General features: G+C 62.9%; 17 protein-coding genes. 5 read left to right on the top strand and 12 right to left on the bottom strand.

The genetic code is table 11. From position 1 onward, the window contains the following. The first annotated feature begins 53 nt into the window (after window positions 1–53). Genes ACE3PR_RS07115 through ACE3PR_RS07105 form a run of 3 tightly spaced genes read left to right on the top strand, consistent with a single transcriptional unit; the run spans window position 54 to window position 2,367 of the window. Window positions 54–1,091, top strand: coding sequence for a class I SAM-dependent methyltransferase (locus ACE3PR_RS07115; protein ID WP_374369756.1), 1,038 nt, complete (start codon window positions 54–56; stop codon window positions 1,089–1,091). Further along, on the top strand, window positions 1,088–1,822 hold the full coding sequence (locus ACE3PR_RS07110; RefSeq protein ID WP_374369754.1) for a pseudouridine synthase: 735 nt from the start codon (window positions 1,088–1,090) through the stop codon (window positions 1,820–1,822). Before ACE3PR_RS07115 ends, ACE3PR_RS07110 begins: the two co-directional genes overlap by 4 nt. Further along, window positions 1,819–2,367, top strand: coding sequence for a PAS domain-containing protein (locus ACE3PR_RS07105; RefSeq protein ID WP_374369751.1), 549 nt, complete (start codon window positions 1,819–1,821; stop codon window positions 2,365–2,367). Before ACE3PR_RS07110 ends, ACE3PR_RS07105 begins: the two co-directional genes overlap by 4 nt. Before the next feature lie 3 nt (window positions 2,368–2,370). Here the strand turns inward: ACE3PR_RS07105 and ACE3PR_RS07100 are convergent, their stop codons facing one another. The 5 genes from ACE3PR_RS07100 to ACE3PR_RS07080 all read right to left on the bottom strand — a co-directional run bounded on the left by ACE3PR_RS07100 (window position 2,371) and on the right by ACE3PR_RS07080 (window position 7,184). Further along, window positions 2,371–3,039, bottom strand: coding sequence for a CPBP family intramembrane glutamic endopeptidase (locus ACE3PR_RS07100; protein WP_374369748.1), 669 nt, complete (start codon window positions 3,037–3,039; stop codon window positions 2,371–2,373). A gap of 188 nt (window positions 3,040–3,227) precedes the next feature. Continuing rightward, window positions 3,228–3,500 carry a DUF4242 domain-containing protein gene (locus ACE3PR_RS07095; protein ID WP_374369745.1) on the bottom strand — a complete coding sequence of 91 codons (273 nt, stop codon included), beginning with the start codon at window positions 3,498–3,500 and terminating at the stop codon, window positions 3,228–3,230. 128 nt (window positions 3,501–3,628) lie between these two features. Beyond that, window positions 3,629–3,856: a DUF1127 domain-containing protein gene (locus ACE3PR_RS07090; protein WP_374369743.1), complete on the bottom strand. Its 228-nt coding sequence runs from the start codon at window positions 3,854–3,856 to the stop codon at window positions 3,629–3,631. Between the two features lie 2 nt (window positions 3,857–3,858). After that, window positions 3,859–4,416: a GNAT family N-acetyltransferase gene (locus ACE3PR_RS07085; RefSeq protein WP_374369740.1), complete on the bottom strand. Its 558-nt coding sequence runs from the start codon at window positions 4,414–4,416 to the stop codon at window positions 3,859–3,861. Between the two features lie 68 nt (window positions 4,417–4,484). Next, window positions 4,485–7,184, bottom strand: coding sequence for an AAA family ATPase (locus tag ACE3PR_RS07080; RefSeq protein ID WP_374369737.1), 2,700 nt, complete (start codon window positions 7,182–7,184; stop codon window positions 4,485–4,487). Window positions 7,185–7,518: 334 nt separating this feature from the next. Between ACE3PR_RS07080 and ACE3PR_RS07075 the strand changes: the two genes are divergently transcribed. Next, window positions 7,519–9,033, top strand: a complete 1,515-nt coding sequence (locus ACE3PR_RS07075; RefSeq protein ID WP_374369734.1) for a YifB family Mg chelatase-like AAA ATPase — start codon at window positions 7,519–7,521, stop codon at window positions 9,031–9,033. Window positions 9,034–9,095: 62 nt separating this feature from the next. Here the strand turns inward: ACE3PR_RS07075 and ACE3PR_RS07070 are convergent, their stop codons facing one another. The 6 genes from ACE3PR_RS07070 to ACE3PR_RS07045 all read right to left on the bottom strand — a co-directional run bounded on the left by ACE3PR_RS07070 (window position 9,096) and on the right by ACE3PR_RS07045 (window position 18,886). Next, window positions 9,096–10,208, bottom strand: coding sequence for a hypothetical protein (locus ACE3PR_RS07070; protein ID WP_374369732.1), 1,113 nt, complete (start codon window positions 10,206–10,208; stop codon window positions 9,096–9,098). Window positions 10,209–10,496: 288 nt separating this feature from the next. Next, window positions 10,497–10,865 (bottom strand): hypothetical protein, encoded by a 369-nt coding sequence (locus ACE3PR_RS07065; RefSeq protein WP_374369729.1) that lies wholly within the window; start codon window positions 10,863–10,865, stop codon window positions 10,497–10,499. Window positions 10,866–11,021: 156 nt separating this feature from the next. Then, complete coding sequence (locus tag ACE3PR_RS07060) at window positions 11,022–11,648, bottom strand: GNAT family N-acetyltransferase (protein WP_374369726.1); 627 nt, start codon at window positions 11,646–11,648, stop codon at window positions 11,022–11,024. Window positions 11,649–11,770: 122 nt separating this feature from the next. Further along, window positions 11,771–14,494, bottom strand: coding sequence for an aconitate hydratase AcnA (acnA, locus tag ACE3PR_RS07055; RefSeq protein ID WP_374369723.1), 2,724 nt, complete (start codon window positions 14,492–14,494; stop codon window positions 11,771–11,773). Window positions 14,495–15,343: 849 nt separating this feature from the next. Further along, window positions 15,344–17,554, bottom strand: coding sequence for a PAS domain-containing sensor histidine kinase (locus ACE3PR_RS07050; protein ID WP_374369720.1), 2,211 nt, complete (start codon window positions 17,552–17,554; stop codon window positions 15,344–15,346). Between the two features lie 165 nt (window positions 17,555–17,719). Further along, entirely contained in the window at window positions 17,720–18,886 is a 1,167-nt protein-coding gene (locus tag ACE3PR_RS07045; protein ID WP_374369717.1) for a DUF2252 family protein, read from the bottom strand. A gap of 213 nt (window positions 18,887–19,099) precedes the next feature. Between ACE3PR_RS07045 and ACE3PR_RS07040 the strand changes: the two genes are divergently transcribed. Beyond that, on the top strand, window positions 19,100–20,683 hold the full coding sequence (locus ACE3PR_RS07040; RefSeq protein ID WP_374369714.1) for an alkaline phosphatase: 1,584 nt from the start codon (window positions 19,100–19,102) through the stop codon (window positions 20,681–20,683). Between the two features lie 15 nt (window positions 20,684–20,698). Here ACE3PR_RS07040 and purH read toward each other — a convergent pair whose 3' ends face one another. Continuing rightward, window positions 20,699–22,291, bottom strand: a complete 1,593-nt coding sequence (gene purH, locus ACE3PR_RS07035) for a bifunctional phosphoribosylaminoimidazolecarboxamide formyltransferase/IMP cyclohydrolase (RefSeq protein WP_374369711.1) — start codon at window positions 22,289–22,291, stop codon at window positions 20,699–20,701. Between the last annotated feature and the right edge of the window lie 49 nt (window positions 22,292–22,340).

The raw sequence follows: 22,340 nt of genomic DNA, 5'->3' as shown, positions 1-22,340 counted from the left end.
ACGGTAAAAGGCGATGGGACAAAAGGCGGCGGATAGGCTACATCACGCGCGCCATGCTCGATCCCGCCCTCGACACCCTGCTGCTGCCTTTCGCCGACGGAACGCTCGCCTGGCCGGAGGCGGGTCAGATTCTTTTCCTGCGGGCGCGGGCCGGGGCGGCCCTCATGGCGGCACCCCGCGAACGCTTGCTGTGCCGGCAGAGCTATCTGCCCTTCGCCCAGGCGCTCTCCATCGCGAAATTACGGGTGGATCACGGGGCGGAAATCCCGGCCGGTCCCTTTCCCCTCACCCTCCTTCTGCCGCCGCGCCAGCGCGACGAGGCGCGGGGTTTGCTGGCCGAAGCTATCGCACATACCGCCCCCGGCGGTTTGGTGGTGGCAGCCCTTCCCAATAATGAGGGCGCGCGTTCGGTCGAGGAGGATCTGGCCGGACTGGCAGGCACGGTGGAATCCAGATCGAAGAACAAATGCCGGGTGTTCTGGGCACGCATCGACCCCGCGCATATCGACCGGCCGCGCCTTCTCGAATGGCGCGCCTTGACCGAGCCGCGCCGGATTGCCGATAGCCGCTTTTTGAGCCGGCCCGGCCTCTTCGCCTGGGATCGGATCGATGCGGGCTCGGCGCTCCTGGCCCAGCACCTCCCGGCGGACCTCGCCGGGCACGGCGCCGATCTCGGTGCCGGCTATGGCTATCTCGCCGCCGAGATTCTCGCGCGTTGCGCCAAGGTCAGCGCACTCGATCTCTATGAGGCCGAGCGCGAGGCTCTGCGACTGGCCGAACGCAATCTGCAGCCTCTGGCCCAGGGCCGGCCTCTTGAATTCTTCTGGCATGACGTCGCCACGGGCCTGCGCCGGGATTACGATTTCATCGTCACCAACCCGCCCTTTCATGTGCTGCGCGCTGAGCGCACCGATCTCGGACAGGCCTTCATCTCGACGGCGGCGAAGCATCTCAAACCCGGCGGCAGATTCCTGCTGGTCGCCAACCAGCATCTTCCTTATGAACGCGGCCTCAGGGAACTCTTTGCAGCGCACCGCGTCCTGGCCAGCGCGGATGGTTACAAAGTGATCGAAGCGGTAAAGGCATCATGAAGCTGATCAAGCACCTTGCCAATCTTGGCTATGGCAGCCGCAAGGAGATGGCGGCCCTCATCCGCAACGGCCGCGTCACCGATGCGGCCGGCAACGAGATCGATGAGGATACCGAGATCGCCCATGACGCGATCCGCCTCGACGGCAAACCGCTCGACCCGGACGCCAGCGCCGTCATCATGCTGCACAAGCCTGTGGGCTTCACCTGCTCGACCAAGGATCCGGGCCGCATCGTCTACGACATTCTTCCCACACGCTGGCGCCTCAGGAAGCCGCCGATCTCGCCGATCGGCCGGCTCGACCGCGACACCTCGGGCCTGCTGCTCTTCACCGCCGACGGTGCCTATCTCCACCGCGTGATTTCGCCCAGGTCCAATGTCCCGAAAGTTTACGAAGTGACGCTGGCCCGGCCGCTCGACGGCAGCGAGGTTTCGCTCTTTGCCAGCGGCACGGTGATCCTCGAATCCGACACCAAGCCGCTGCTGCCGGCCGAGCTTGAGATCATCGATCCCACCCATGCGCGCCTCACTTTGCATGAAGGGCGGTATCACCAGGTGCGCCGCATGTTCGCCGCCGCCGGCAATCACGTCGAAAAGCTGCACCGGTCGAAAGTGGGGAATCTCACCTTGGGGGATCTGCCGGAAGGGGAATGGCGCGTCCTCTCCGGTGACGAAACGGCGCTGGTGATCCTGCCGGGACCACCACACGTGCAGGAGCCGGCCGCTTCATGAGCATTGACGTGCCAGATTTCATCCGGCATCCGCGCCTTGGCGAATTGTTCCTCTATTGGCGTTCGCTGTCCATCGACGGTGCCCTGCCGCGACGCGGCGACATTGACGCCACGTCGCTCCGCGCATTGCTGCCCAATATCTATCTCCTCGATGCCGGGGCGACACCGGACGATCTGCGCTACCGCCTGGCGGGGAGCAACATCTGTGCCGCCTTTGGCTTCGAACCGCGCGGCCTCACACGGCGCGAGATCAGGGCAAGGCATGTCGATCCCAAGGCCTATGCCGATTTCGACGAGACCTCGCGCCAGACCCATGCCATCGCGGCGCGCAGGATCGTCGCCTATAGCCACGACCGCATGACCTCCTATGACCGCAAGTTCATGGCCTATGCGCGCCTTAATCTGCCGATCTCGGAGGATGGCGGAAAGGCCACCGGCATTCTCGGTGCGATTCTCACCAAGAATGACGGCGAAGATTTCTGGCAAAACTTCCAGGAACTGCATGTCGAAATGCCGGTCAGTGAATTCGGCATCGACACCGCGTGATCCTCACGCGAAGGCCCAAAGATCCAGAATGTAATGGGCGATCCCGACCGGCCAGAGCGAGCCGCAGCGGCGATAGCAGGGCATGGCGACAAGCCCGAAAAGGAGAGCCGCCAGCATGTTGCCGATGCCGGTCCACCAGTGATAGAGCGCGAAGATGACGGCACTGGCCAGCGTCACCGCGAGATCGCTGGCGAGAAACCGGGAGAGCGCCTGACTGGCCATCTGGCGGAACACCACTTCCTCATGCAGCGCCACCAGCGCAAGCCCGATTCCGAGATCGAAGAAATAGAGGGCACCTTGCGGGGCCGGATAAGCGCCGAGCCGGGTTTGCGGCAGAAGAGCCGCCAACCACGCATCAATACCGCTGAGGCGGAGCAGCACCACGATGGCGAGGATCCAGATCAGGGCTTCGCTCTTTCCCACCTTCAAGCCACAAGGTTGCGAAAGAACCCAGCGCCCCGCCGGGTGGACCAGCAGAACGCCCAGCGCCAGCAAGCGGCCACCGTAATCGGCCAGCAGCCAGGGCAAGGCCTCCGCCTGGAGCAGGCGGAAAATCTGGGTGGGCAACATGGCGAAAACCGCCAGCGCAAAGCAGATGAGCAGCGGCAGCGCAAGCGGCCGGTACAAGGGGCGTGGCAAAGCCGGCCGATGGAGCGGGCTTTCGCAGATCATGCTGGCTCCATCGGACGTAACCCCTTGGGTGGATTGCCGCATGGCGGCGATCCGCGATCATCGCAAAGGGTGAAAGACCCCGCTGTGAGCTGCATCACAGCGGGAGCACGCATTCTTCCAAGAGCCAAGCGGGGGGCAATGGCGGAGAGCTCGCAGGGAAGGAGCCTCCGCCATGGCAATCGGCAAGTCTATTGATAGAAATAGGGGTCGAGCACGCGCACCTCGGAGATCTTGTCGACCGGCAGATTGGTTTTGCCGGCCACTCGGCGGATCGCCTCGGGATTGGGGCCGTCATAAATGCAGTAGGACTTCTTCTTGTCGGTGCTGACATAAGAATGCACCCAGGTGACACCATCGGTGAGATTGGTATCGACGACTTTCAGACAAGCCTTGGCGCCTTCCTCATTGATCGGCACGACGAGGCCGGAAGCGAATTCGCGCTCGACGACATAACGGGGCATGGTTTTCTCCATCTTTGGATTTCGCCGGAACTGATCCGGTCGAATCCAGGTTAGGCGGCGCGAAAAGTGCCGGCATCGGGAATCCTCCCTATTTTTCCGGCGACCGCGGCGGGCGCGATCGGGAGGGGTCAATGCTGCCACGGGTACTTCCGGCATTCGAATTCCACATCGGCGCGCGTGAGGCCGATATCCTTCAGCATGTAGGTGCTGAGACTGAGCAAATGGCGGCGCTGGCGGCGGCGTTCGCCCCACGTGAAAAGACAAGCGATCAGCTTGGCCAGGCGCCTGGGCGATGCGGGCGGTCGCAGATCCGCGGCCGGCAAAGCGGGGCACTTGCCGGGAGCCGGCGCGACCATGATCAAAGCTCCCGCTCGAAGAAAAGAAGCCAATCCTCAAGCTCCGCGCTCAAGGGGTAGTAAGGTGGGATCGTCTGGAAGCCGAGGCCTTCATAGAGCCGGATGGCTTCCGCCTGCTGCCGGCTGGTATCGAGTCGCATGGCGCGATAGCCGATGGCGGTCGCTTCGACGATGGCGCGTTCTGCCAGCGCCCGGCCGATACCCAGAGCGCGATATCCATCCGCCACGAACATGCGCTTCATTTCGCAGATGCCGAAACCAAGATTGCGCAAGGCGACACAGCCCGCCGGTTGGCCGCGATGATAGGCGATCAACAACGCGCCATGGGGCGGGGCATAATGACCTGGAAGCCCGGCCAGTTCCTGCGCGAAGGCAGCGGCGTCGAAATAGCGGTTGATGAGCGCGATGTCCGCCGCGTGATGCGACCGGTGCCAGGCGACGAAGGCCTGCATGAGGTGCCGCGCATGATCAAGCTCGATGTCGGTCGTGGCGCGGACGATCTCAAGCTGCGTGGTCGGTTTTGCGACGGAAAGGCGCCGCTGCGTCGAATTCGGGGACATGTCAGATACCTGCAAAGTGACCGGAGCCTCGAAACTATGAGGACCAGCCCGACGCGGCATCGGGAGGATTACCTATTTTTTCCGGTACCCGGCTGAACTTCGGCCATGCCAGATCCCCTTCCGTCCGGAACAAGGCCGAGACGGTTGGCAAAAGCGGCTGCTTCGCCGCGCGAGCGAACGCCGAGTTTGCCCAGGATGGAAGAGACATGATGATCGACGGTCTTTTCGGAGACGAACAGGACGCGGGCGATATCGGCATTGCGGCGCCCCTCGACGAGATGCGCGAGCACGCCGAGTTCGCGCGTCGTCAATCCATGAGGATTCTGCTTGTGGCGTTCCTGTGTGCCGCGGGTGATGCCGCGAATCCCCGCGGCGCGCAGCTTGCGGCGCAGGATTGCCGCGAGGGGAGCGGCGGCAAGGCGCTCGCAGATCGCCAAAGCGCGCCGGAGATCCGCTTCTTCGACGCTGTCGACCAGCGCCATGGCCGATTGATAAGGGCAGCCGAGCGTTTCCCAGGCCGCCGCCGCTTCCTGCCACCTCCCGGCGATCTGATGCGCGAAGGGTTCGGCGATGGGCGCGGCAGGATCATACGTTCCACCGCTGCGCCACAGCCAGAAAGCCAGTTCGCCCAGCATCCAGGGATCGGATTGCCGCAATGCCACCTCATAGGCGGCGCGGATATCGCCGGCCACATCCGATAACGTGCCATTGAACCAGGCCACTTCCGCGCGCGCGGAGACGACCGGACCGATGCGCTGCATTTCCCCGGTCGGCACGGCCAGATCCAGAGCTTCCTCCAGAAGCCGGTCGGCATCGGATTCACCGCGCCGTGCGCGCACCAGGCCGAGAATGGTGAGCGCCTGGATCTTGCTGATCGGGGCCGCGCAGGGATGCCTGGCGACCGCCAGCGCCTCCTCGGCGGCGCGGTCCCAGAAGCCCTGGCCCAGATAAGTGACCGAGCGCGCGGCGGACATGTAGCGGATCCAGGAAAACAATTCGTGCGCCTCGCAATAGGCGATGCCCTCGGCCAGATAGCGATTGGCGCCATCAAAATCATGCAGACGGATCGCCGTCGTCGCGAGATTGGTATAGGCACGGGCGACATGTTCCTGAAGATTGCCGTCAAGGGCCAGTTTCAGGCTGCGCTCCAGATCCGCATATCCTCCCGGATCCATGGCGGTCGCCCGGGCCGTGCCGACATTGTTCAATGCGTGAGAGAGAATCTCCGTATCGTTCAGCTGCGTCGCCAGATCGATCGCCTTCTGTCCCCAGTGAAGCGTCGGCTGCCGCTCGTTGGTCAGCATGTGAAGCTGCGCACGATTGCTGTAGGCGAAGGCCAGTTCCCTGCCGGGGCCCAGCGGCTCAAGCGCGGCGATGGCCTCGGCGGCGAATTGTTCGGCATCACTTTTGAGGCCGTTGAACCAGGAAAGGCGCGAGAGCCAGCGCAGATTGTTGCCGATCTTGAGCTGATCGCCAGCCGAGCGCCACAAGTGCAGGGCAGATTGCCGAGCCTCAATGGCTTCCGGCACATATTCGATGAGGTAGAATTCGTAGGACAGCTTCTCGAACAGATCGGCGCGGCAGGCATCGGCCCAACTTTGCGCGTGACGCAAGGCGGTTTCGTAATGCGCCGCCGCCTCGCGATGCGCGCTCAGGGCCGCCGCGCGTTCGGCGGCCATCGGTGCATAATCCAGGACGGCCGCGCTGTTGCCGGCACCGTCCGCGTGATGCACCAGGCGCGCCGTCGAGACGCCGTTGCCGATCCGGCGCAGCAGGGCCTGTAGAATGAGCACATGCAATTCCTGCCGATACGGTACCGGCAAATGTTCTTCGACCGCGCGGCGCGCGAGTTCGTGGCGGAACGCCAGCGAGCCGTCGGCAAGGGCCACCATGCCCGCCGACAGACATTCCTGGATGGCGTCGCTGATCCTGGCGGCATCTTTGATGCCAAGTTTGGCCGCCGCCTTGTCGAGCAGCCAGCGCTCAGTCTTGCCAGGTACGAGCGAAACCAGATTGGCAATGGCGCGGGCGGATTCCGATAACCGGGCGAGCCGTGCAATGACGGCATCGCGCACGGTGGCTGGAACATGCGGGACCGAAATCGCCAGCGCCTCGGTGACGAAGAAGGGATTGCCCCCGGTAGTTTCATGAAGTCCCGCGGCCGGACGGCCGGCGGAAGCCGCAAGCCAGGCGACGGCTTCGGCGCTGAGCGGCTGAAGTTCCAGGCGCCGCAGATGGCCGCTCGGCAAATCGCCGATCACCGCGCGCAAGGCGTGCTTGTCACCCACCTCGTCGTCGCGATAGCTGACGACCAGCAAGATGCCGAGCCTCGCGAGGCGGCGGCCGAGGAACTTGATGAGGTCCAGCGTCGCCTCGTCGGCCCAATGCACATCCTCGAACACCAGAACGGTGGGAAGGCTGCTCCGCCCCAATTCCTCGATGGTGAGATGAAATATGGTCTCGCGCCTGCTGGCACCATCGAGGGCGGCGGGAAAGGCGCCGCCGATCTGCCGCGCGATGTCGTAGAGCGGTGCCAGCGGGTTTGGCGTGAACAGGGCCTCGCAACCGCCCCAGAGAATGCGGAACAGGCGCCCCGCCTTGCACAAGGAAAGCTGGCCGGATTGGTCGCTGGCGAATTGCTGCAGCAGCGCCGTCTTGCCGATGCCCGCCTCTCCCGTCACGAGGACGATGCGGCCTTCGCCATTGGCCGCTTCGCAGGCCCAGGTGACGAGAGATTCCAGATGTGACTCGCGCTCGAGCAGACTCATGCTGGCAGACTCATGCTGACTGGCTCATCCTGGGTAAAGACATGGCGGCGTACGTCCCCCGGCTGGAGCTGGCCGCGATCCTGAATGGCCCAACCGAGGTCATGGCGCGTCCTCGCGTAGCATGCGCGCTTCATACTTCGCAAGCAGAGGCTCGCTCATGGCAGGGCCTGACAATCTTGGGACAGATTTCTTGGATCGCAAAACGAGATGCATGTTTTCAAGGGCTTAAGAAGATGCCGGCGGACTTGCATCCGGTTGTGGACCTTGCCATTATGCGCGCCATGATTGTTCACGATTTACCCCGGCAATTTTAAATCAGGGCGAAAACCCCGGCATGGTCGCACGCATCCGTACCGTTGCATTCGAAGGCGTCGACGTGCGGTCGGTGGATGCGCAGGTTCAGGTCTCGGGCGGCATGCCGGCCTTTACGCTGGTGGGCCTGCCGGACAAGGCGGTGGGCGAGAGCCGCGAGCGGGTGCGGGCCGCCCTGACCGCGATCGGTCTGGCGCTGCCGCCCAAGCGCATCACGGTCAATCTGGCGCCGGCGGATCTCCTCAAGGAAGGATCGCATTTCGACCTGCCCATCGCGCTGGGGCTGCTCGCCGCCATGGGTGTGATCGAAGCGGCAGCACTTGAAGCCTATGTCGTGCTGGGGGAGCTTGGCCTTGATGGCTCGGTGGCCGCGGTCGCGGGCGTGCTGCCCGCGGCCCTCCATGCGGCGTCGCACGAGCTCGGCCTCATCTGTCCGGCGGCGCAGGGCGGCGAGGCGGCCTGGGCGGGCGAGATCGCGGTGGTGGCGCCGCCCAATCTCCTTGCCCTCATCCATCATTTGAAGGGCCAGCAGGTATTGGCGGCACCCCAGCCCAAGATCGCCGTGGATGAAGGATCGACGCTCGATCTCAAGGACATCAAGGGGCAGGAGAGCGCCAAGCGCGCGCTCGAAATCGCGGCGGCCGGTGGGCATAACCTCTTGATGGTGGGGCCGCCGGGATCGGGGAAGTCGATGCTTGCCCAGCGCCTTCCCGGTTTGTTGCCACCGCTCGCCCCGGCGGAGGCGCTCGAAGTCACCATGATCCATTCATTGGCCGGGAATCTGAGCGAAGGCCGGTTATTGCGGCGGCGTCCGTTTCGCGATCCGCATCATTCGGCCTCGCTTCCGGCTCTGGTAGGCGGTGGCCTCCGCGCGCGGCCGGGCGAGATCAGCCTCGCCCATCTCGGTGTCCTCTTCCTCGACGAACTCCCCGAGTTCCAGCGCGCGACCCTCGAAGCCCTGCGCCAGCCGATGGAGACCGGCCGCGTCTCGATCGCGCGCGCCAATGCCCATGTCACCTATCCCGCCCGCGTGCAGGTGGTGGCGGCGATGAATCCCTGCCGCTGCGGGCATCTCGGCGACCCGCAATTGGGCTGCGGCAAGGCGCCGAAATGCGCGCTGGATTATCAATCGAAAATCTCCGGCCCGATCTTCGACCGCATTGATCTTCATGTCGACGTGCCGGCCGTCTCGGCCGCCGATCTCACCTTGCCGCCACCGGCGGAAGGCAGCGCGGAAGTGGCGACGCGCGTCGCCCCGGCCCGCGCGGGCCCGACAAAGCGCGAAGGCGAAATCAAGCAGGGCGCGAAATCCGAACGGGGTGGCGAGCTTCTGGAGAAGCTCGCCGCACCCGATCCCGAAGGCCGCCGCCTGCTCACCCAAGCCATCGAGAAATTCCGCCTATCCGCGCGCGGCTATCACCGCGTGCTCCGCGTCGCCAGGACACTGGCCGATCTTGAAGGCAGTGCGGATGTCCGCGCGATCCACATCGCCGAGGCGCTGGGTTATCGGCGTGTGGCGCCAGCCAGGGCGGCGTAGCGACTTCGATCTGTCGCGTGGCACTTAGCACCTAGCTATTGCGCAATAGCTCGCTAAGTGAATCAACGGCCCAAAAATAGTGTAACTATTGCGCCGACAGCACCACCTAGAACGCCAGCTACTAATACTACTCCACCTTCAAGCTTCTTTAGGTGTCGCTCCTCAAATAGCCGAACCACTTCGCCAATCTGTCCTACAGGTAAGCGATCATTCTGCTCCGCAATTCTTCTCACTGTATGCGCAGAAAATGGTGAGCCTTCTTTGATTAGACCATCACGTCGGCATTCGTCCAGAAAGCGCGTTGAGGTTAGTTTGTGTCTCTCTGCTTCTAGCAAAGAGATCATCAGGTCGCGTGTCTTACTCGGAGCTTTCCAAAACCTGCTTAAGAATGCCACGAGCCCTGAGTCCATTTGTAACTTCAACAAGCTATTCAAATGCTCCTCAACTTCGTAAGTGCACGACATCACAGCATTTCTGCATTGGACTGCGACATAGTAGTTTTCAATCTGCTCATTCATTTCATTTGTGAATGCTACCCATGCGGCATCGATCGATGAAAATCGGTCGCGGTTGTACTCAACGGTGATGTCGCCATACCCAGTTCCTGGGCGGCTGCTATCCACAAACCTGAACCTGTCGATGCTCTCACCATCATGCGCAGCTTCGAAAAGGAAATCGACATGGAATGGGCTCGGCCCGAGAGTTCGAAAATCAACGGTTTTGTTGTTTTTGTTGACTTGTTGTTCGAGATACTTGCGGACCACGACGACACAGTCGGCCGGGCTCGTTGGTGGAACTGAAGCACTATAGCTGATGAAAGCAACTGCGGCTCGATAGCCATATTTGATCAATACTTCAAAATGTTCAGAGTCAGTAAGCGATTCTCTATACTTAAAGATTTGATCTTGAATACGCTTCGGCAAATACAACTTGAACTTGATTTGTACATTTGGGATTACAGGAAATATTTCGTCGTCATCATCGGCAGCTTCAAAACTTACCGCGATCGATAAGTTCTCGGGTCTATCTATCTTGAGATCACTTAGATTTGGAATTGCCTCGAGAGATTTTTGGATAGCAGCTAAATGCTCCTCTGGATCGAAGCGTTCAACATCGCCTTCGTTCTCGATGCACTTGGAGCCGAACCAAAGACAACCGATTCCGAAAGCTTTCATCGCACGCTCTCCCCATTAGCATACACTGGCCCGCCATCAGCGAAGCATGCTACTTTAGATTGTCGATTCCTTCAGTGAAAGACGTTTAGTGGTTTGCCGCCCAGGACGGAACCACATCTTAACGACCAAGGGCGCAGAGGGTTTACAAAACTTCAATATGTTAGCGGCGTGCCTTCTCCGTCACCATTGCATTGACGCGAGCTCGGTTGACGTCGGCGGGGCCATGGCTGCCTTCGTCGATGAGTTCTCATTCATCTTTAGCGCGCACGGATCAGATGATGGAGCTGCCTAGCTGCCGAAGGCTTTGGCGAGATCGTCGAAGTGTTTCTCCAGATCCTCGATGTTCTCGAGCGCGCGTAGAAGATCGATGAGGGCCCAGAGTTCGGCTTCGGCGGCGGCGTAAGTGGGATCGATTTGCTCGCCCGCATCGAGCACGGAATCGGTCACCTTTCCCAGGGTGATGACGGCGGCTCGGCGGCGGCCCTTCGTGTTCCTGGCTTTCTCCCAATCCTTGTCGAAGCGGTCGCGCTGCTTTGGCGGCAGGCGATCGCGGATCTTCTTGCGCAGCTTGTCGATCTCCTTGCGGATCTGCTCTGCGGTGTTCTTCATGACATCGGCCAAATGCCGATAGACGGGACCGAGGACGGCGCTGGACATGGCATGCCTCTTTCGTGTGGGACGTGTTGGCGCAAACGGAAACCACGCCGGCGGGCACATGGGCACCGCGACGTTGGTCGGCCAAGACAGCGATTGAGACAGCGGGAAGGACGATGGGATGGGCCGCGCCGCGAGTCAAGACGGCGCAGCGCGGAATCAGGACTCGATCAGCGGCACGTGCGGTGCGGCGTGGCGGGGGAGGTGGCCGGTGAGGCGAGGGTCGTCGGCCACTTCCACCATGAAGGCATAGGGCTTGAAGCCGGCCTTTTGATAGAAGCCCAGCGCATTCGGGTGATCGAGGGTGCAGGTATGGACCCAGAAGCGCTGGATGCGCTTCCCATCCACCTCGCGGGACCAGGCCTTCTCGATCGCCTGCGCGGCCAAGAAACGCCCGGCGCCCTGGCCGATCGCCGCCTTCACCAGGCCGAAGAAGGCGAGCTCGCATTGCCCCTTCTCGCGGAAATCGAGTTCCAGGAGGCCCAGCACCTCGTTGCCGCGCTTCAGGCGATAGAGATCGACCAGGGGATCGCCGAGAATCGCGGCGAGCTTTTCATCCGGCATGACGATACGCGAATACCACATCCAGTCCTCGCCCACCGCGCGGAAAAGATCGCGGTAATCGGCCAGGCTCGCACCCTTCCAGTTCTCCAGTGTGAAGCCGGCATCGGCTGGAAGCGGCGCCGCAACCGGTGGCGGTGCCAGCATTTCCAGGCAGGTGACGACATTGGCGATCTGGCCGGGAAGCAGGGGCGAATAGCCGGCGGGAAGCGGTGGATTGGTCATGGAAGGCACATTCTTGCGGGTGAGGTCAGGCGATACCCTGATTTAACCCGTCGCCCCGCAAAAGAGAAGCGGCCGCGCGAGCTTCCCCGCGCGGCCGCTTGCCTTGGTCGTCGCTGCCGGCGTTACGCCGCCGCGAGATTCCGCAGCACGTAGGGGAGCACGCCGCCATGGCGGAAGTATTCGACCTCTTCCGCGGTGTCGATGCGGCAGAGCGCCTTGATCTCCTCGACCTTGCCATTGGCGCGGGTGATGCGAACGGTCACATCCATGCCCGGCTTAATGTTGCCGGCCTTGCCCGGACCGGCGAGGCCAACGATGTCGAAGATCTCGGAGCCGTCGAGGCCCAGGGTCTTCCGCGTCATGCCGTCCTTGAACATCAGCGGTAGGACACCCATGCCGACGAGGTTGGAGCGGTGGATGCGCTCGAAGGTTTCGACCAGCACCGCTTTGACGCCGAGGAGCGCCGTGCCCTTGGCCGCCCAATCGCGCGACGAGCCGGTGCCGTATTCCTTGCCGCCCACCACGACCAGCGGGACCTTGTCCTTCTGATATTGCATGGCGGCGTCATAGATCGCCATCGGCGCGCCGGTTGGCATCAGGCGGGTGACGCCACCCTCGGTGCCGGGCGCCATCTCGTTCTTCAAACGGATATTGGCGAAGGTGCCGCGCATCATCACCTCGTGATGGCCGCGCCGCGCGCCATAGGAGTTGAAGTCGGCGGGCTGCACGCCGTGATCCATCAGGTATTTGCCGGCGGGGCCGTCCTTCTTGATCGAGCCAGCCGGGCTGATGTGATCGGTCGTGATCGAATCGCCGAGGATCGCCAAGGGCCGCGCGCCCTTGATGTCGCTGATGGTGCCCGGTTCCTTGGCCATGCCCTGGAAGTAAGGCGGGTTGGCGACATAGGTCGAGGTCTTGGGCCAATCATAGGTGAGGCCCTTGGTGGTCTTCACCTTGCGCCAATTGGCGTCGCCCTTGAAGACGTCGTCATAGCGCTTCTTGAAGTCCTTCAGCTTCACGGCCTTCGAGACCGTATCGGCCACTTCCTTGGTGGTGGGCCAGATGTCCTTCAAGTAAACGGGCTTGCCCTTTTTGCCGTAGCCGATCGGGTCCTTGGTGATGTCGATCTTCATCGAACCGGCGAGGGCATAGACCACGCAGAGCATCGGTGAGGCGAGATAGTTCGCCTTGCAATGCGGATTGACGCGGCCTTCGAAATTGCGGTTGCCGGAAAGAACCGCGGTCGCCACCAGATCGCCCTTGGTAATGGCATCGGCGATGGGTTCCGGGAGTGGCCCCGAATTGCCGATACAGGTGGTGCAGCCATAACCGACGAGGTTGAAGCCCAGTTTATCCAGGAATTTGTTGAGGCCGGCATTCTTCAGGTAATCGGTCACCACCTGCGAACCCGGCGCCAGGCTGGTCTTGACCCAGGGCTTCACGGTGAGGCCGAGTTCGACCGCCTTCTTGGCGACCAGACCGGCCCCCAGCATGACGGAGGGATTCGAGGTGTTGGTGCACGACGTGATCGCGGCGATCACCACGGCGCCGTCGCCGAGTTCGTAATCGGCGCCCTTGACCGAAACCGCACTTTCATTGCCCTTGCGACCGAAGACGTCGGTGAGGGCGGTCTTGAACCAATCGGCGGCATTGGTGAGCGGCACGCGGTCCTGCGGGCGCTTCGGTCCGGCGATCGAGGGCTCGACCGTGGACATGTCGAGCGAGAGCGAATCGGTGAAGACGGGATCGACCGTCTTCTTGTCGCGCCACATGCCTTGCGCCTTGGCGTATTTCTCGACCAGCGCCACGCGGTCCGCCTTGCGGCCCGTCGCTTTCAGATAGCGGATGGTCTCGGCGTCCACCGGGAAGAAGCCGCAGGTGGCGCCATATTCCGGCGCCATGTTGGCGATGGTGGCGCGGTCGGTAAGCGGCAGATCGTCGAGGCCGGGGCCGTAGAATTCGACGAATTTGTTGACCACGCCCTTCTTCCTGAGCATCTGCGTCACGGTAAGGACGAGATCGGTGGCGGTGGTGCCTTCGCGGAGCTTGCCGGTGAGCTTGAAGCCGATCACTTCGGGGATCAGCATCGAGATGGGCTGGCCCAGCATCGCGGCTTCGGCCTCGATGCCGCCGACACCCCAACCCAGAACGGCGAGGCCGTTCACCATGGTGGTGTGGCTGTCGGTGCCGACCAGCGTGTCGGGGTAAGCCAGCGTCTTACCCGCCACCTTCTTGCCCTTCACCGTCTTGGCCGGTTCCTTCATCGTCCAGACGACCTGGGAGAGGTTCTCGGTATTGACCTGGTGGCAGATGCCGGTGCCGGGCGGGACGACGCGGAAATTGTTGAAGCCGGTCGAGCCCCAGCGCAGGAACTGATAGCGCTCGCCATTGCGCTCGTATTCAAGATCGACGTTCTTCTTGAAAGCACCCGGACCGGCGAAGAAATCCACCATCACCGAATGGTCGATGACGAGGTCGACCGGCGACAAGGGATTGATCTTGGTGGGATCGCCGCCCAGTTTCACCATCGCGTCGCGCATGGCAGCGAGATCCACCACGGCGGGAACGCCGGTGAAATCCTGCATCAACACGCGCGCCGGGCGGTAGGCGATCTCGCGGTCCGATCTCTTGCTCTTCAGCCATTTGGCGACGGCCTTGATGTCGTCCGCCTTCACCGTGTTGCCGTCCTCGTAGCGCAGCAGGTTCTCCAGCAGCACCTTCAGGGAATTGGGCAGGCGGGTGAGATCACCGAGGGTCTTTTCGGCGGTCTTCAGGCTGAAATAATCATAGGTCTTCGACCCGACCTTGAGGCTTTTGCGGGTCTTGAGGCTGTTCAATCCGGACACGGAAACACTCCCACTTTGCGGTGCACCAGAAACGGTGTTTTGGCAGTCCCTACCCCTGGAACGGCTATGGGCTGACGGGCGAGTGACCCGCGGCCCTATGTTCACCGGTGAGCGTTAACCAATCATTTCCGCCGGGTGCCTGCCGGCGGGATCGGTCGCTGCTCTGGGAGTTGAGACCAGAAACCTTGCTTCGCGGTTTGCAGGGCTCGCCTGGCGCCACGCGGCGCCGCAACAAGTGCTGCAATCCCCTGATTCAGTCGATCGCCGATGCTAACATGAAGATCAGAGGCCAGCGAGCGCGATCACAGACCGGGTCAGGAATCCGGCCAGACCTGAATATAGCGCTTGGTAACCTTTTTGGGTTGCCCGGCTACAGGGCGATTCCGTGAGCCTAGCCCAAGATTAGGTTGGGCTAGGTGGTTATCCGGCTGGTGAAACCGAGCCTGAACCACCCGCCGGGGCGGGGCGAACACCATATTCTTGCCACATTCCAGCCCTAAACGGGCCACAGGGCACGCTGACAGTGCCGGTCGGGTCGGAATGGCCATCCCCCTTTCCGATCCGCGACCCAGACGGGTGGTCGGCCCATTCGTCCGGATGCCCCTCGAAGGGCAAAAGTCATCCGGTACCGCGTGCCGGATGAATCGAGCCCAGGCCGAGGTCCGCGCCAGTCCCTACCCCCGAATGGCGCGGCGTGAAGGGCAGGTCGCCGCGCGCCATCCCCATCCCCCAGGCGCGCGGCGCCGCCTTCCTTCAAGACTGATCGGCGCCGCGCGCCTTATGTGTCCATCGGGCCGCGCGGCGCCATCTTCCTTCACCACATCCTGAGAGAAAAGCTGCCGCGCAAGGTCATTCCGCGGCGCTGCGGGCTTCGTCGCTATCGGCCAGCGGCAAATGCAGGGTCACCATGGTGCCCTTGCCGAGCTCGCTGTCGAGATGGAACGAGCCGCCGGAGAGATCGGCCAGGGACTTCACGATAGGCAACCCCAGCCCGGTCCCCGATTGCCGCCGCTGATGCGCGGAATCGACCTGCACGAAGGGCTTCACCACTTCGTCGAGATCCTTCCTGGCGATGCCGATGCCGGTATCCTTGACCACAATCTCGGCCCGGTCGTCGCCGAGGCGCCGCGCGATGAGATGCACCTCGCCATCGCGCGGCGTGAACTTCACGGCGTTGGAGGCAAGATTGACCACCATCTGCTTCATGGCGCGGGGATCGACCAGCAGCGGCGGCAGGCTGGGCTCCACCTCGGCCCGCAGCGTGACGCCGCCATTCTTGGCGCGCTCGCGCATCAGGGTCATGGCGAGGTCGAACACGTCGGCGGCTTCCACCGGCTCGGGATGCAATTCCATCTTGCCGGATTCGATCTTCGAGAGATCGAGAATGTCTTCGATGAGCGAGAGCAGCAATTTGCCGCTGTCGAGAATGTCCTTGGCATAATCCCGGTAGCGGGGCGTTCCCAGCGGCCCCAGCAATTCCATGTTCATGACATCCGAGAAGCCGATGATGGCGTTCAAGGGCGTGCGCAATTCATGGCTGACATTGGCAAGGAATTCCGATTTCGAGCGGTTGGCGAATTCGGCCTGGTTCTTCGCCTCGCGCAGGCTCTCTTCACCGCGGATGCGCTGGGTGACATCGCTCATGATGCCGACGAATTGCACGACGCGGCCGTGGATATCGGTGACCGGGCTGATCGCGAGCTCGTTCCAGAAAGTGCGCCCATCTTTGCGGTAATTGCGCAAGGTGACGTGGACGCCGCGCTGCTGCGCCAGTGCCCGGCGCAATTTGTCGAGCGCTTCGGGATCGGTGTCGCGGCCTTGCAGGATGCGGCAGTTGCGGCCGATGATTTCTTCCGTCCCATAACCGGTGATGCGGGTGAAGGCGGCATTGGCGAAAGTGACCGGGTGATCCGGCTTTGTCGCATCGCAGATGACGATGCCGCTGCTCACGGCACTCACCGCCGTCGCCAGCACCTCGTTGCGCTGGGCCAATTCCGAGAGGCGGATCTCGCGCCCCTTGATTGCGGTGACGTCGGTCATCAGCCGCAGGGTGCCGCCATCGGCGGTCTTCGATTCGATCACCAGCAGCGTGGTGCCGCCCGGACCCGGCAGCTCGACTCGCCAGGGCAAATGCCGATGACGCGCGAGATGCTCGGCGATCGCCGCTTCGGGATCGCCCGCTTGGTTGCCGCGCAACACGGCGGCGCGCACCAGATCGGCATAACGCGCACCGATCTCGAGGAGATCGGCGATATCGGGATTGTGGCGGCGATAGGTGGCGTTGCAGGCGACCAGGCGATCGACCGCGTCGAAGACGGCGACACCTTCCGGGAGATCGGCGATGGTGCGGCTGATGAGCGGTGCCGCCTTCAATTCCTCGGCCGCCGCGCTGGATTGCGCTTGCTGGACGCGCTTTGCCAACATCGCCGCCGTTTCGCCCAGCAGCTTTTTCATGCCGACGATCGCCGCGGGATAGAAAGCGAGCGCCAGCAAGGTGAAGAACAGTCCCGGCAGGGATTGGACGATGGCCAGGGGAATGAGGGCAAGACCCGGTATCAGCGCGGTGACGGCAAGGCCACGCAGGCCGCCGGCGGTCTCAAAGCGGCGCCAGACGGGCGGCAACAGCAAAACGAGAACCAGGGCCAACACGGCAACAGCGATACCCGGCCCGCCGGCCACCACCGGCAGAACGATCGCCACAGGCAAAGCCGCAAGACCCAGCCAGGGATCGTGACGCACGGCGGCGATGAGGCCGAGCAGACTGGGCCCGGCAAGCTGGCCGGCCAGGAACCAGGGCAGCGTGGCGGCCATTCCCGTCATCGGGTGCTGTACTGTCGGTTGCAAGGCGGGCGGGATCTGGTTGAGCCAGGTAAAGCCCAGACCCAGCGCCAGCAGCAGGCCCAGACCGAGGCCCGCGGCGGCGCGGCCGAGACGCCCGTATTCGCACAGCCGGGACAGACCGACGAGCCGAAAGCCGCTCATCGCCGCGATCGCAAAGGCAAGGCTCGCCAGAGCAGCGGCACTCGGCAGGATGAAGGGGTCAGCGGTGCCGTCGATCACTGTCGTCGCTTTCCAGGATCAGCTATGGGTCACCAGGGTCGAAAGAGCTTATACCCGCGTCGGCAACATGGAGCAATCTTTGTAATATCAAGCATTTGAGGCAATTTTTCTGCGTCAAGGAATTGCGCGGAAAAATCGCTGCCACGCCTTTCGGAACCGACTTTCTCAGTGCTTGCCTTGGGCCGCCGCCGTCCAGGCCGACTCGGTTGCCTTGGCTGCTTTGACGGCCAGGGCCAGAAGCGGCACGGCCCAATCCTTGGCCGTTCCCCAGGCCGCCAGATCATCGATCACGGCAGCGCCGCGCCAGCCGCTGGTGCGCAATTGGGCCCAGGCGAGGAGTTCGGCCATGGCACCCACGGCCTCGGCGCGCCGCCTGGCATCGCCGGCCAGATGCTTGACCTCGAGCTTGTCCTGATCCGGCTGCAACTCGCGAAAGGTGTAGGCCGCCCGCCCGATTTTGAGATCCGTCAAAAAAGCGGGGGCCGCCGCCTGCAGGTGGTACTCGATCGCCACCACGCGCTTTGCCTCATTGGCACAAGGCGGCTGCTTGATCCGATGCGGGCCGAGAAGCGGCGCCAGGATCGATCCCGGCTGCGATTTGAGATCGATCAGGGCCTGGCCCTGGCGGCCGCCATTGCCGGCAATGAGGACCACATAACGCGGTCGCCCCAGCGCCCCCAGGCCAGCCACGCGCTGCGCCACGTCGAGCACCTGAAAGAATTCGGGATGCGCCCGGTGCCGGGCGAAGCGGTCCATGGCGGCGGTCACGCGCGCGGTATCCTCGCGCCCCAGCTTCAGCGCCTTTCCCGTATCGAAACGCAGGCGCCTTTTACCGTTCTTTTCGACCGTGCGCTTTTCCAGGAGATCCGCCTGGCTGCGCCCTTCGAGATCGCGCAGCAGATCGCCGATGGCACCGCTGGCGACGCGCCGTTCGAGCCAGCGTGCCTTGCCGTCGGCCAAAGCGGTGCGATACTGCGCCAGCGCAAAACGGCCGAGCTCTTTGGCTTCCGCGAACGGGATCGCCATATCGGGTGATGCGAGAATGAGGCCGGTCAGAAAGCGAAAGAGGTCGATCGTGGCCGGTCCCCGGCAGGCATCGTCGAAATCGCCGATGTCGAAATAGGTGAGTCGGTTATCGCCGCGATAGGTGCCGAAATTCTCGAGATGCAGATCGCCGTTGAGCCAGACGGTCGGCGCCTTGAGGCGGAGCAAAGGCGTGAGCCATTGCCCGTAAAAGGCCTCGCCCGAGCCGCGATAATAGGCAAAGGCCGATTGCATCATCTTGCGGCGCCGCAGCGCCAGCAAATTCCGCTCGATTTCCGCACGTTTCATGTTGGAACTATGACCGGATGCCCTCGATTTGCAAACCGTCCAAAACCCGGCCCTGGACGGAATCGTCGCAAAAGCGTCACCTGATCGTGGGAGAAATGTAAGCCGAAACCCAGATCATGCCGCTCCCATTCAGCCACGCTTGTGCCGGTTCCCTCTGGACGCCTGTCCCGCCGGGAAATCCGGCACGATAAGCCGCCAGATACGGAGAGATCGATGCAGCCCCGCCAGCGCCTGTCCTTTAGCCGCCGCAAATTGTTGCTGGGAACGGGAGCAGCCGGATTGGCACTCGGCGCCGGCGGCATCTTCATGCCGCGCATCAGCCGCGCGTCATCGCGCCCGCAACTCGGCCATGGCCTGCAATCCGGTGATATCGGCGCCCATGAAGGCGTCGTCTGGGCGCGCGCCGATCGGGAAGCGCGCATGACCGTCGAATGGTCGACCACCGAGAACTTCGCGAACCCTCATCGCGTACAATGGCTGGACGTGTCGGAAGCCGCCGATTTCGCCGGCAAGATCAATCTGACCGGTTTGCCGTCCGACCAGGACATCTTCTATCGGGTCAAATTCCTGGACCTTGCCGACATGACCAGCGAGAGCGAGACGCTGAGCGGTCATTTCCGCACGGCGCCGATGAGCCGGCGCGACCTCACCTTCGTCTGGTCGGGCGATACGGTCGGGCAGGGATGGGGCATCGATGTCGATCGCGGCGGCATGAAATGCTATGCGGCGATGACTAGGCACCAGCCGGATTTCTTCATTCATTCGGGCGATACGATCTATGCCGACGGCCCGGTCGTCGCGGAAAAGGAAATGCCCGATGGCGGCATCTGGAAATCGCTGGTGGTGGAAGAGAAAGCCAAAGTCGCCGAGACCCTGAACGAGTTCCGGGCGCAGTGGAAATACAATCTCCTCGATGAACATCTGCGCGCCTTCAACGCGGCGATCCCGGCCTATGTGCAATGGGACGATCACGAAGTAACCAACAATTGGTATCCCGGCGAGATGCTGATCGCGGACGAGCGCTACAAGGTCAAGTCGTCATCGCTGCTGGCGTCGCGGGCCGTGCGCGCATTTCATGAAATGAATCCGATCCGGCCCAATCCGGACGAACCCTATCGCGTCTACCGCAAGATCCCCTATGGACCGCTGCTCGACATCGTCATGCTCGACATGCGGACCTATCGCGGCAAGAATTCGCGCAACGATCAGGCGACACGCTCGGCGGATACCAGTTTCCTCGGCCGCGATCAAATCGACTGGATCAAGCGTTGCCTCCTCGAATCGACCGCCACGTGGAAGGTGATGGCGGCCGATATGCCGCTGGGGCTGATCGTGCCGGATGGCGAAACCGGTTCTTTTGAAAACGGGGCCAATGGCGACGGCCCGGTCAAGGGCCGTGAATTCGACGTCGCCGAAATTCTGTCCTTCATCAAGGCGAACGGGATCAAGAACGTGGTCTGGCTGACCGCGGACGTTCACTACACCGCGGCCCATTATTACGACCCGAACAAGGCACAGTTTCAGGACTTCCTGCCGTTCTGGGAATTCGTCTCGGGCCCACTTCATGCCGGCACCTTCGGCCCGAACCAGCTCGACAACACGTTCGGCCCGGAGGTCAAATTCGTGAAGGCGCCGGAAGAAGGCAAGGTCAATCTGCCGCCGTCCTTCGGCCTGCAATTCTTCGGTCACGTCAAGATCGACGGCAAGACGGAAGTGATGACCGTGACCCTGCGCGATGCCGACGATCAGAAACTCTGGGCGATCGATCTCACGCCCGAAGCGACCAGCGCCATCTAAGCGGGGATCTCGATCTCAGTGCCGGAAGTGGCGCATGCCGGTCAGCACCATGGCAAGGCCCGCTTCGTCGGCGGCCTTGATGATGTCGGCATCACGCATCGACCCGCCGGGCTGAATGATCGCCGTGGCACCCGCCGCCGCCGCCGCGAGCAAGCCGTCGGCGAAGGGGAAGAAAGCGTCGGACGCGACCACCGAACCCTTGGCAAAACTCTCTTTGGCGCCGGCGGCCTTGGCGGCCTCATCGGCTTTCCAGGCGGCGATGCGGGATGAATCGACGCGGCTCATCTGGCCGGCACCGATGCCCACGGTGGCACCGTTCTTCGCATAGACGATGGCATTCGACTTCACGTGCTTCGCCACCCGAAAGGCAAAGAGAAGATCGGCCATTTCGGCAGCACTCGGCGCGCGCCTGGTCACCACCTTGAGATCGGCCTCGCTCACGCGGCCGCCATCGCGGTCCTGTGCCAGAAAGCCACCAGCCAAAGACTTCACCATGATGTCGCGCGCGGCGGGATCGGGCAAGGCGCCGGTTTCGAGCACCCGCACATTGGGCTTGGCCGCGAAGATCGCGCGCGCTTCCGTGCTGATGCTGGGCGCGATCACCACTTCGGCGAAGAGCTTCACGATCTCTTCCGCCGTGGCACCGTCAAGCGCGCGGTTCACGGCAATGATGCCGCCGAACGCCGAAACGGGATCGCAAGCGAGCGCCCGCGCATAAGCGGCGCGCAGATCCTGTTCGGATTCCGCCGTGGCGACGCCGCAGGGATTGGCATGCTTGATGATCGCGATGGCGGGAAGGTCGAATTCGGCCACCAGTTCGAACGCCGCGTCGGTGTCGTTGAGATTGTTGTAGGACAGTTCCTTGCCCTGAAGCTGCGTGGCCGTGGCGATTCCCGGCCGCGCCGCGCCACTGCGATAGAAGGCCGCCTGCTGATGCGGGTTCTCGCCATAGCGCAGCATCTGCACGCGCGTGCCGCTGAAGCTGAGGGATTCGGGGAGGGCCTCGCCGGCCTGCGCCGCCATCCAATTGGCGATGGCGCCGTCATAGGCGGCGGTATGGGCATAGGTCTTCTGCGCGAGGCGCCGGCGGAAGGCCAGGGTGCTGGCATTGCCGTTGGCGGCAAGTTCCGCGAGCAGCATGGCGTAATCGGCGGGATCGACCACGACGGTCACGAAATCATGGTTCTTGGCAGCGGCGCGCAGCATGGCCGGGCCGCCGATATCGATATTCTCGATGCAATCCTCCCAGCCCTTGCCGGCTGCGACCGTCGCCTGGAAGGGATAAAGATTGACCACCAGGAGGTCGATATCGGGAATGTCGTGGGCCTTTTGGGCGCTCACATGATCGGCCAGATCCCGGCGCGCCAGCAAGCCGCCATGGATCTTGGGGTGCAGCGTCTTTACGCGCCCGTCCATGATTTCCGGAAAACCGGTATGGGCGGCCACTTCCTTGACCGGGATGCCGGCTGCCGCCAGGGCCTTCGCCGAACCGCCGGTTGAGAGGATTTCCACCCCGGCGTCGGCCAGCGCCCGGCCCAGCGATTCCAGCCCCGTCTTGTCGGAAACGGAAATGAGGGCGCGGCGGATGGGGCGGTTGATGGCATTCATGGCTGGCTGTCCCGATTGCGGATCCTGGCGCAGGGCTTAATTCGCCGGG

Origin of the sequence: Dongia sp. (genome assembly GCF_041909655.1) — a bacterium.
Lineage (GTDB): Bacteria > Pseudomonadota > Alphaproteobacteria > Dongiales > Dongiaceae > Dongia.
The sequence above is the reverse complement of the archived record's forward strand: the minus strand, read 5'-3'. Positions and strand labels throughout refer to the sequence as shown.